This window comes from Bartonella sp. MR168JLCBS (assembly GCF_042194175.1).
Genome location: NZ_JBHIMP010000009.1, coordinates 33,627 through 45,248 on the forward strand (window position 1 = coordinate 33,627; position 11,622 = coordinate 45,248).

The 11,622-nt window shown below is 39.3% G+C and carries 6 protein-coding genes; 3 read left to right on the forward strand and 3 right to left on the reverse strand.

Going from position 1 to position 11,622, the window contains the following annotated elements; all coding sequences use genetic code 11:
- The first annotated feature begins 596 nt into the window (after window positions 1-596).
- From ACFIK8_RS06645 to ACFIK8_RS06655, 3 genes are read left to right on the forward strand one after another with little or no spacing between them, the layout of a single operon-like run.
- Window positions 597-1,340, forward strand: a complete 744-nt coding sequence (locus ACFIK8_RS06645) for a creatininase family protein (RefSeq protein ID WP_375644969.1) — start codon at window positions 597-599, stop codon at window positions 1,338-1,340.
- 13 nt (window positions 1,341-1,353) lie between these two features.
- Entirely contained in the window at window positions 1,354-2,382 is a 1,029-nt protein-coding gene (locus ACFIK8_RS06650) for a CobW family GTP-binding protein (RefSeq protein ID WP_375636447.1), read from the forward strand.
- Between the two features lie 10 nt (window positions 2,383-2,392).
- Window positions 2,393-3,364: a WD40 repeat domain-containing protein gene (locus tag ACFIK8_RS06655; protein WP_375636446.1), complete on the forward strand. Its 972-nt coding sequence runs from the start codon at window positions 2,393-2,395 to the stop codon at window positions 3,362-3,364.
- A gap of 254 nt (window positions 3,365-3,618) precedes the next feature.
- Here the strand turns inward: ACFIK8_RS06655 and ACFIK8_RS06660 are convergent, their stop codons facing one another.
- The 3 genes from ACFIK8_RS06660 to ACFIK8_RS13260 all read right to left on the reverse strand — a co-directional run bounded on the left by ACFIK8_RS06660 (window position 3,619) and on the right by ACFIK8_RS13260 (window position 11,497).
- Window positions 3,619-7,611 carry an autotransporter outer membrane beta-barrel domain-containing protein gene (locus ACFIK8_RS06660; RefSeq protein ID WP_375669057.1) on the reverse strand — a complete coding sequence of 1,331 codons (3,993 nt, stop codon included), beginning with the start codon at window positions 7,609-7,611 and terminating at the stop codon, window positions 3,619-3,621.
- A 152-nt stretch (window positions 7,612-7,763) separates the two neighbouring features.
- A complete protein-coding gene (locus ACFIK8_RS06665) occupies window positions 7,764-11,027 on the reverse strand; it encodes an autotransporter outer membrane beta-barrel domain-containing protein (protein WP_375669058.1) in 3,264 nt (1,087 codons plus the stop codon).
- Window positions 11,028-11,359: 332 nt separating this feature from the next.
- Complete coding sequence (locus ACFIK8_RS13260; RefSeq protein WP_375636441.1) at window positions 11,360-11,497, reverse strand: hypothetical protein; 138 nt, start codon at window positions 11,495-11,497, stop codon at window positions 11,360-11,362.
- Window positions 11,498-11,622 lie beyond the last annotated feature (125 nt).

An 11,622-nucleotide genomic window follows, 5' to 3' on the forward strand; every position in this document is an offset into this window, starting at 1 on the left:
TCGAGCTCTCTGAGACTGCAAGTTTATCTTACGTGAATCCTTCCCTTTATATTCATTTTTTCTCATGAGCACTAAAGTCTATTAAGACACTATCCAAAGTAAAATCAATCAATAAACATTTCTATTCTTTTGTAATATACAGATACTTGAATTAAGAATTTAGAACTTCTGATTGCAACCAAAGTCTGTACTATTGCAACAATAGAAATAGTTTGGTTATCCTCGCTCCATAGTAAAAAGAAGAATATGCAACTTACAGAAAAAATTGTGTTTTCAATAAACAATGAAAAATTATTTTTCATTACATGATGTTAAGTATTTAATCTGTATGAATATTTACTTATTAAAAATGAGAATCTTCATCAGAAAGTCTTACCAAAGATAGCTATCTTTAGAAAGTTCGCCTCATATTACAAAAAAATTGAGTTGGCTTTGCTCAATAAAATCTTCACTATTTTTAACAAAACTCTCATTTTTATAGCATCCATATGTGATGTAAAAAAACGCCTATTTGCGTTTCTCTTATAGATAGATTAAATAGTGATAGCACTTTTGATCACTTTATCTGTGTTAACTTCTCTTTTGGGCAATAATTTATGATATCTAACACGCCTTTTCTCGCTCTTTTACCTTTGGGCGCACACGAATATCACGGAGAGCACCTTCCCTTCGAAACCGACTGGATCATTGCTGAAGCTTTTGCAAAAGCCCTCACTTTACAAACAAAAGAGCAATTTCATATCGCACTTTTACCGGTTGAAAAGATTGGCTATTCTATAGAACATATGGATGTTACAGGCACACAAACCCTCACCTTTTTCGAGGCTATTGAGCGATGGATAAGCATTGGTGAGAACTGCTATCGCAAAGGAATAAAGCGTTTTCTTCTTCTCAATGCCCACGGAGGCAATTCGCCTTTAATGAGCATTGTTATCACCGAATTACGGAGGCGTTTTTCAATGCTTGCGGTAGCAACAAGTTGGAGTCGTTTTGGCCTACCACAAGGTTTAATGGCACCGTCTCAACAGCATCTTGATATCCATGGAGGATTTATAGAAACCTCTTTAATGCTCTATTTAGCACCCGAAAAAGTGCATATGGAGAAAGCAGAAAATTTTCATAATAAGCAAGCTGATATGATTGCCAACTATCAGTATTTACGCGCTTATGGTCCTCATGCCTTTGGATGGACAATGCGTGACCTTAACAAACAAGGAGCAGCAGGCAATGCAAGTGAAGCAACACCGCAAGCCGGTGAAGCAATTTTCTCTCATGTTCTTTGTGGGCTTCATGGTTTACTTGATGATATCAATCGATTTAAAATAAACACATTTCAATAAAAAGGCATGAACCATGGAAAAGACGCAAAACACTCCCACAAAACTTCCTGTTACGGTTCTCACAGGCTATCTTGGATCAGGAAAAACCACTCTTCTCAATCGCATTCTGAGTGAAAACCACGGCAAACGTTACGCAGTCATTGTCAATGAATTTGGTGAAATTGGCATTGATAATGATCTTATCGTTGAATCGGACGAAGAAATTTATGAAATGAATAATGGTTGTGTCTGTTGCACCGTGCGCGGCGATCTTATTCGCATTTTGGAAAGTCTAATGCAACGCTCTCATCGATTTGATGCTATCATTATAGAAACAACAGGGCTTGCTGACCCAATCCCCGTTGCACAAACTTTTTTTATGGATGATACGGTCCATGAAAAAACCGCTCTCGACAGTGTCATCACAGTCGTTGATGCAAAGCATTTTTCACACCAACTTAAAAAAAGCCGAGAAGTTGAAGAGCAAATTGCTTTCTCTGATATTGTTCTCTTAAATAAAATTGATCTTGTCAGCGAAGGAGAACGTGCACACGCGCAATCGCTCATTCTTGCAATTAATCCCAGAGCCATAATTTACGCAACAGAGCGCGCTAACATCCCTCTTGATAAACTCCTCGATCGAGGTTCCTTTGACCTCCAACGCACTTTAGATAATGATCCCCATTTTCTTGACCATCAGCACGCAGACCATGTCTGTGGTCCCGATTGTAATCATGATCATGCACATCACCACAAATCCACCATTCATGATATTACAATAACCTCTGTAAGTTTAAAAACAGGTGCCCTTCAACCAGAAAAATTTTTCCCATGGATTCAACAGATCACGCAACAACAGGGTCCCGATATTTTGCGTTTAAAAGGCATTATCGCATTTCAAGGAGACGATGATCGTTATGTCATTCAAGGCATACACATGATCCTTGAAGGACAGCACCAACGTCCATGGCGTGAAGATGAAAAACGTGAAAGCCGACTTGTTTTTATTGGCCGCACCCTTGATGCCGAAAAACTGAGAACGGGTTTTGAAAATTGTGCATAAGCGAGTAACAATGCCAAGCATTACCAATTACAATTTACAAAATTATTGTCTTTCCTCCGGTTTTATTGATAACAAACCAGCTTTTGTCTCGGTTGAAGGTTTTATTGTTTTTTTTAACCCAATCCCACAAACCATTGAAGTTCACCAAGGAATAATTTCTAGCCATTTTTCCCATGATAACACAGCTATCATTACAGGTGGAGAAGACGGAAAGGTCTGTCAAACAACAGCAGATGGTCATACAAAAGTACTGGGCAAACAGGAAGGCAAATGGATAAGCAATGTTGCATTTGGACCACGGAAAGTTTTTGCTTTTTCCTCCTCACGTATCACACTGGCAAATGTTGGCAAAGAACTGCAAGAGCTCACACATGAACGCAGTATAGAAGGTCTTGCTTTTGCTCCAAAGGGATTACGCCTTGCCGTTGCCCATTACAATGGTGTTACTCTTCATTGGTTATCAACACAAACATCTCCCACCACATTGGTCTGGAAAGGAGCACACTTTGGTGTCACCTTCTCACCAGACAACCGCTATGTCATTTCTACCATGCAAGAAAATGCCCTCCATGGCTGGCGTCTCACTGATAATCAGCATCTCCGCATGAGTGGCTACCCAAGCAAAGTCAAAAGCTGGTCTTGGAGCGCGAAGGGAAAATGGTTAGCAACATCCGGTGCATCAGCAGCCATTGTCTGGCCCTTTCATACAAAAGATGGCCCCATGGGAAAAACACCATTAGAACTGGGCACACGAGCAAATGCACTTGTCAGCACCGTTGCATGCCATCCAAGCGAAGACATTGTAGCAATAGGCTTCAATGACGGAATGATTTTGTGTGCACATTTTCACGATGGAAAAGAGGTTCTTCTAAAAGGCTATGGAAAAAGCGCCATTTCAGCGCTCAACTGGGATCAGACAGGACACAACCTTGCCTTTGGTAGCGAAAATGGTGAGTGTGGTATTATCAACATCTCTGTTTAAGAAAAAAACAACAACCATTACAGCTAAAATAGCCGCACAATCCTCCAGAAGCAATTGCGCATGAAACCCATCTTCCTCTCTAAAAAATAAACACACTTACGAGGCATTTTCAATCACAAACCAAAGAAATCATATATTGTGGACCTTTTTCATCAAGACAAAAGAACCATTTAGAAAAAATAAGAGAAGATTTTAATAAAGTAAAAGGCAGCATTTTCTACTGCCTTTTTTATAAAAAGACATATCATACTTTGTCAAAAAAGGTGGCGCAAACCAGCAGAGAAACTTGCTCCAGAAAACCCTGCTTTTGTCAGTCTATGCTGATAATTTATATCTCCATAAAGAGAAAGTTTTGAAGAAAGACGCGCATTAAACCCAAGACCTGCTTCCAAAGAAGAACCAAAAAAACCTAATTGGAAATCGTTTTTAAAAGAAACAAATCGCTTATCTTCAAAACTATGCAAATAAGAAAGCTTACTATAAAAAGAAACGACACGTCCCTCTTCAGAAACATTAAGTGTCTTGCTTAAACGCCCACCAACACGCCCCACCCATTGATGAAATTTTCCTAAATCAACCTCAATATTATCAACATCATGTGCCGGATTAAACTGAAGATGCTGATAAACAACCTGAATCTGCGGATCAAAAACAACACCTTTATACCCTGTTGCAAACGTTCTGCCACTTGTTAAAGAACCGCTAAACTGTTTACCCTTTAACGCAACAACCTTGCCCCGTGCTAGTGTCAAAACATCTCCCTTAAAAAGTCCATACGATAATACTCCATCGATATAAAAACCCGTATCATGCTGTAAACTTCCATAGGCTCCAACAGACCATTTATCAAATGCGCTTTTTTTGCTCTGTTCAACATTTAGAGGATGGAGAGAGAGTTTTCCATAAGTTCCCGTGACCCCAAAGAATGTGCAACTCTCTGAACTCTCAATTTCTTTCAGCAAAACACCTGCTTCCAGTGCACTATAATCAAGTTCTGCTCCATAGCCATATTCAAAAGCAGAAAGATTTGAAGCATAGTGGTAGCTTCCACCATAACCACGGATAAAAAATGCTGGATTTTCATCACTTTTCAAAGAACCTCCAGAAAAGCTTCGTATTGCCTTCAATTTTTTATTTTGAGAGGCAAAATCCATCAAGCCGGCATGGAATAAAGCATTTGGTAAAAGGAGATAAGTTGGCAACTGTGGGACAACCGCCCTAATTCCCATTTCGGGCTGAATATCAGGCTTAACAGGAACAGGCGGAGTGGGGACAGGATCTGTAGGTGTAGGATCACTTGGATCAGAGGGCTCAGACGGAGCAGGTGTTGGTGTAATAGGCACAGAGGAAGAAGATGAAGGATCTGCAGGTGTAGGATCACTTGGATCAGAGGGCGCTGACGGAATAGGTGTTGGTGTAATAGGCACAGAAGAAGAATGTGAAGGATCTGTAGGTATAGGATCACTTGGATCAGAGGGCGCTGACGGAGCAGGTGTTGGTGTAATAGGCACAGAGGAAGAAGATGAAGGATCTGCAGGTGTAGGATCACTTGGATCAGAGGGCGCTGACGGAATAGGTGTTGGTGTAATAGGCACAGAAGAAGAATGTGAAGGATCTGTAGGTATAGGATCACTTGGATCAGAGGGCGCTGACGGAACAGGTGTTGGTGTAATAGGCACAGAAGAAGATGATGAAGGATCTGCAGGTGTAGGATCACTTGGATCAGAGGGCTCAGACGGAGCAGGTGTTGGTGTAATAGGCACAGAGGAAGAAGATGAAGGATCTGCAGGTGTAGGATCACTTGGATCAGAGGGCTCAGACGGAGCAGGTGTTGGTGTAATAGGCACAGAGGAAGAAGATGAAGGATCTGCAGGTGTAGGATCACTTGGATCAGAGGGCGCTGACGGAACAGGTGTTGGTGTAATAGGCACAGAAGAAGATGATGAAGGATCTGCAGGTGTAGGATCACTTGGATCAGAGGGCTCAGACGAAACAGGTGTTGGTGTAATAGGCACAGAAGAAGATGATGAAGGATCTGCAGGTGTAGGATCACTTGGATCAGAGGGCGCAGACGGAGCAGGTGTTGGTGTAATAGGCACAGAGGAAGAAGATGAAGGATCTGCAGGTGTAGGATCACTTGGATCAGAGGGCTCAGACGGAGCAGGTGTTGGTGTAATAGGCACAGAAGAAGAAGGTGAAGGATCTGTAGGTATAGGATCACTTGGATCAGAGGGCTCAGACGGAGCAGGTGTTGGTGTAATAGGCACAGAAGAAGAAGGTGAAGGATCTGTAGGTATAGGATCACTTGGATCAGAGGGCTCAGACGGAGCAGGTGTTGGTGTAATAGGTGTAGGTAATGGAGTGAGAACAGGGTCTGTAGGTGTAGGATCTACCGGCGCAGAAGGTGAAGGTGGAATAGGTAAAATCGTAGAAGAATCTTGTTTAGGACTAATATAAATACCCTCGAGACGAAAATCCCAAAAGTCCCGATCTCCTGCAACTAATCTATTCATAGGATCTGCTTTTCCAAAAGAAGAACTTGGTCCATAAGCACGAAGACGATATTGATAAGGCAAACCATTTATTGCAGTATAATCGCCCATTAGTTTAAAAGAATCTTCACGCGCATATCCAGAAACTTGGATAAGTGAAATACTGTTGCTTCCTTCACCGCTTACTTTCTTTTCTGAAGTTTTGGAAAAATTTTCCATCACAAGCAATGTAGCGCCGGAAACATCTCCATCGATCAAAATACGATCGGTTTTTTGAGAATCAAACAAACCATCATCATTTAAAAACGTACTGAGCTTAATCTGAACATTACCCTCCGCATTGTATGCCTCCTTGTATCGTTCATTCCCGATACGCAATGTTTGATAACCGCTGGATACATCCCGATTGAAAATAAATGTACTATCAGAAAGACTCACAGATGAAAGTGATGAATCTGTAAAAACAGAACCCTGCAAACCTTTATATTTGCTTTTTGTGAGATACCAAGTAGAACCACGCGTTAATTCTAATCTAGCAGTAGAAGTATCTTCAACGTGCGCCCCCCCTGTAAGGGAAGAAGCGCTTGCTTTAATAGATATAGAAGAGTTCTTTTCAGCTTTTAATAACAAATCACCAGAGATCTTTGTTGCTTCTGATAAATCAAGAGAAACACTGGCTCCATAACCGCCCTGCCCAGTAACATAAATAGCTGTACCATCTGGAACTGTGAAAGTTGTCTGTTTTAAACGAACAGATGCCTTTCCCACAGTGATTCTTGGCTCTTTTGAAACACCTTTTTGTCCATAATATTCTGCCACTGTGTTTGGATCTAATAGATTAAAATATAGACCATAAACCCCCTTTCCCTGCACAGAAATATTTGAGCTCTCAATCTCAATATTTGTCTTCTTAAAAGCGTCTGATAGATCATAATTATGAATAGGCTGGCCTCTACTATTTACAAAAGCTGAAAAATTTTTAACCAAAAAGCCATGCATATCATTAAGCACAATAGAACTACTCCTCAAATAAACAGCACCACCTTGCAATATGTCAAAAGCCTCTGGTAATTTATCGACACTTTCATTATCAACTATAGCAGTGTATTTTTTTCCTTTTCCCTCAATCGTCATGGTATCGAGAAGATATCTCCCCCCAAACTTTGTTGAAAACGCGCCAATCTCATTAAAAGTAACAGTGCTACCTGACATCCTAACAAATGCATTAAGACCACTTACAATCCCTATACCATTCGCATTCAAATTGTCTGGTTTAATCTCAACATTGACACGAACTAAAGCAACATCCGTCTCTTTCCCCGATGCATAAATAGCGTGCGAAGTTCCCTCAATCTTCCCGTCATTCATCTGAATAACTCCATTTAGAACACGAAGACCGGGGATATCCTTAAAATTTGAATCCGTTAGAATAAGCTTTCCGCTATCTTGTACGAATGCACCATATTGAGATATTTCATCTGGATTATCACCCGTAACAGTTATACGAGACGCATTAACAATTGTGCCTTGCTTTGCTACATATATAGCTGCAATAGGCGCAGCCTCCTGAGAATTTTTTAAGTAATAAACTTTATCTGCGAGAAAGTGTGTTTTTCTATCATCGCATTTATAAAATGGAGCCTCTGGATCACATAAACTTCCAGCAGCTTCAAGATGGGAAATTTGCAAAAAATAAAGAATAGCTGTTGTAAAATTATATAAAAATGCATGTTTGTAAAATACATTTATCACCATTCTTCCTTACCCCTATTTATTAACGAAGAACAATCAAATAATGTATATTACAAACTTCTTAAAATAAAATAAATATACGATAAATATTTAACTTAATTATTAATATAACTCTTATATACTTATATATAAATTATTCTATATTTCATGGATAACTAAAAATGATATTGTAATCTACCAGAAAAGCTCATTCCAGAAAACCCTGCTTTTGTCAGTCTATGCTGATAATTTATATCTCCATGAAGTACAAATTTCGAAGATAATTTGGCATTAAAACCAAGCCCCGCTTCTAAAGAAGAACCAAAAAAACCTAATTGGAAATCGTTTTTAAAAGAAACAAATTGCTTATCTTCAAAACTATTCAAATAAGAAAGCTTACTATAAAAAGAAACGACACGTCCCTCTTCAGAAATATTAAGTGTCTTGCTTAAACGCCCACCAACACGCCCCACCCATTGATGAAATTTTCCTAAATCAACCTCAATATTATCAACATCATGTGCCGGATTAAACTGAAGATGCTGATAAACAACCTGAATCTGCGGATCAAAAACAACACCTTTATACCCTGTTGCAAACGTTCTGCCACTTGTTAAAGAACCGCTAAACTGTTTACCCTTTAACGCAACAACCTTGCCCCGTGCTAGTGTCAAAACATCTCCCTTAAAAAGTCCATACGATAATACTCCATCGATATAAAAACCCGTATCATGCTGTAAACTCCCATAGGCTCCAACAGACCATTTATCAAATGCGCTTTTTTTGCTTTGTTCAACATCCTGTGGGTTTAGAGAAAGATTTCCATAGTTCCCCAAAGCCCCAAAGAATGTACGACTGTATAAACTCTCAATCTCGTTTAACAAAACACCTGCTTCGAGTGCACTATAATTCAGCTCAGCGCCATAGCCATATTCAAAAGCAGATAAATTGGAAGCATAATGATGACTACCACCATAAGCATGCAGAAAAAAGGCTGTCTTTTCATCATCCTTCCAAGAGGAATGAAAAGCATTCCGCATTGTTTCTACCGTCTTATTTTGCGTGGTCATATCCAATAAACCAGCATGAAATAAGGTATTTGGCAAAAGAAGATAAGTTGGCAATTGAGGAACAACAGCTCTAATTTGGAGATTAGACTGAACATCAAGCGACACAGGAAGATTAGACGAAGGATCAACAGGATCAGAAGATGTAGAAGAAGCAGGTGCGGCAGATGTCAATGACGTAGGAAGTGGAGTGGAGGGAGAAGGTGGAAGATCAACAGGATCAGAAGATGTAGAAGAAGAAGCTGTGGCAGATGTCAATGACGTAGGAAGTGGATTGGAGGGCGGAGGGGGAAGATCAACAGGATCAGAAGATGTAGAAGAAGAAGCTGTGGCAGATATCAATGACGTAGGAAGTGGATTGGGGGGCGGAGGGGGAGGATCAACAGGATCAGAAGATGTAGAAGAAGAAGCTGTGGCAGATGTCAATGACGTAGGAAGTGGATTGGGGGGCGGAGAATCTAAAGGACGAGATAATGAAAACGAAGCCGGTTTAATAAGTGGACCATTATAAGTACCTATTCTAGAAGAAATATAGATACCTTCAAGACGGAAATCCCAAAAATCCCCCTCACCTTCCACTAATCTTTGCTTAATATCCGCTTTTCCAAAGGGCGAATTCGGACCATAACCACGAATACGATATTGATAAGGAAAGCCTTTCACTGTAGTATAACTATCATAACCATTGGCGAGTTGAAAAGAACCTGCCTGCGCTGTTCCAGCAACTTGAATAAGTGAAATGCTTTGATCTCTTCCATCATAGACTTCTTTATTTGCAGCTTTCGGAAAATTTCGCACATGAATGAATGTCGTTCCCGAGACATCACCAGAAATCAATATACGATCGGTTTTTTGGGGATCAAACAAACCCTCATCACTCAAAAATGCACTCAACTTAATCTGAGCATTTCCCTCAGCACTGTAGACTTTTTTATCTTTTGATGCGAGAATTCTATCTCCTGCGTCTATATCCGCCCTTTTTCCAATGCGTAGCGTTTGATAACCATTCGATATATCTTCATCATTAAAGATCAGTGTACTATTGGAAAGACTTAGAGAAGAAAGTGATGAAACAGATTCCCGTAAACCGTTGTATTTACTTTTAGTAAGATACCATGTTGAATAGTGGGTTAACTCTAAATCAACAGTTGATTTATCGTCAACACGCGTACCTCCTGTAAGAAAAGAAGCACTTGCTTTCACCAATAGAGAAGAGTTATTTTTAGCTTTTAGCAACAAATCACCAGAAATCTTTGTTTCATCAGATAATTCAAGAATACCTTCAGCCCCATAGCCTCTATTCCCCTTCGCATAAATCGCAATACCATCTGGAACTGTCATATTTGTCTGTGATAAATAAACAAATGCCTTCCCCGTGAGAACTTTTTGGATTTCTAAAACTTTTTCATCATCTCGTTGCCTAATCATCTTAGCAAGCTCTTCTGGAGCTAAAACATTAAAATACAAACCATGTACTCCATCCCCTTTCACAGAAATATTATTTTTTTCTATCTTAATATTTGTATTCTTAAAGCCATCTGGCGAAACATACTTTTGAATTAATTTGCCATTATCGTCTACATAACCTGAAAAATTTTTAATCAAGAATCCATGCATATTGTTAAGATGAATAACATTTTTTTTCAAATGAACATCACCCCCTTGAAAAACCTCAAAAGCTTCAGGCAATACCCCCATAGCGCCATCACCATCTGTTCTAGCTTCCTCCCTCCTTCCTTGCCCCGTAATACACATAGTATCAAGAATATAGCCCCCCCCAAACCGAGTTGAAAATGAGCCAATCTGATTAAAATTAACGGTACCTTCTGACATTCTAACCATTGCATCAAAACCACTCATAATACCGATCCCTTTTACCTTCAAATTATCTGGTTCAATATCGATATTCACACTCACTAAAGAAATATCCGTTTCTTTCCCCCATGCATAAATAGCATGTGAAGCCCCCTTAATTTCCCCTACTGTCATGCTAATAACTGCATTTTGAGCACGAAGAGCAGGTATGTCCTTAAAATCTGCAGCTGTTAGATTAAGTTTTCCACCATTTCTTACATACGCCCCATAGGCAGATATTTTATCTGAATTATCGCCATAAACTGTTATCTGAGAGGCATTAACAACAGTGCCAGCTTTTTCTACATATATAGCTGCAATAGGCGCAGCCTCCTGAGAATTTTTTAAGTAATAAACTTTATCTGCGAGAAAGTGTGTTTTTCTATCATCGCATTTATAAAATGCCTCTCCTGCATCACTTGAAGATCCTGCAGCACTAACATAAGTAACCTGCAAAAAATAAAGAATAGCTGTTGTAAAGTTACACAAAAACACATGTCTTTTAAATACATAAAACATAACTCTTCCCGACTCCTATTCCCCTATTTTTATTCATTTAAGAATAATATCTATATTTAAACTAACGGAATTCTTAAAATACAATAAATATAAAACTAAAGAGCTACTTTTAATACTTAATATAACAATATATACTTATATATAAGTTACTATATAGTTTATGTATAGCTAGAAATGATAGTGTAAACCGCCTGAAAAAATGGTTTCTGAAAAACCAGCTTTGCTAATTTGCTAAGACGATGTTGATAAGTTACATCTCCATGCAATGCAAAATGTGAGAACAACAGAGTATTCAACCCAACTCCAGTTTCTAGAGAAAAACCAAAAGCCCCTCATTGGAATTCATCTCCAAATTGTACACGTTGTTTTCCTCCAAAACTATTGGCAAGATGAAGCTTGCCATTGAAAGAAACAACAATGCCCTCTTCAGAGACAGAAAGCATCTTTCTTAAAGACCCACCAACACGCATCACCCACAGATCAAGTTTTCCATTTCAATATCAAAACCATCAATATCAGACGCCTTATAACCGCACCTTTTGATAAATAACCTAAACCTGCGGATCAAAAATAACCCCTAACTATAATTGTAATT

Excerpts from the sequence above, each read along its gene's own strand:
- ACFIK8_RS06645 (WP_375644969.1), top strand. The coding sequence starts at position 597 with ATGATATCTAACACGCCTTTTCTCGCTCTTTTACCTTTGGGCGCACAC.
- ACFIK8_RS06650 (WP_375636447.1), top strand. The coding sequence starts at position 1,354 with ATGGAAAAGACGCAAAACACTCCCACAAAACTTCCTGTTACGGTTCTC.
- ACFIK8_RS06655 (WP_375636446.1), top strand. The coding sequence starts at position 2,393 with ATGCCAAGCATTACCAATTACAATTTACAAAATTATTGTCTTTCCTCC.
- ACFIK8_RS06660 (WP_375669057.1), bottom strand. The coding sequence starts at position 7,611 with ATGGTGATAAATGTATTTTACAAACATGCATTTTTATATAATTTTACA.
- ACFIK8_RS06665 (WP_375669058.1), bottom strand. The coding sequence starts at position 11,027 with ATGTTTTATGTATTTAAAAGACATGTGTTTTTGTGTAACTTTACAACA.
- ACFIK8_RS13260 (WP_375636441.1), bottom strand. The coding sequence starts at position 11,497 with ATGCGTGTTGGTGGGTCTTTAAGAAAGATGCTTTCTGTCTCTGAAGAG.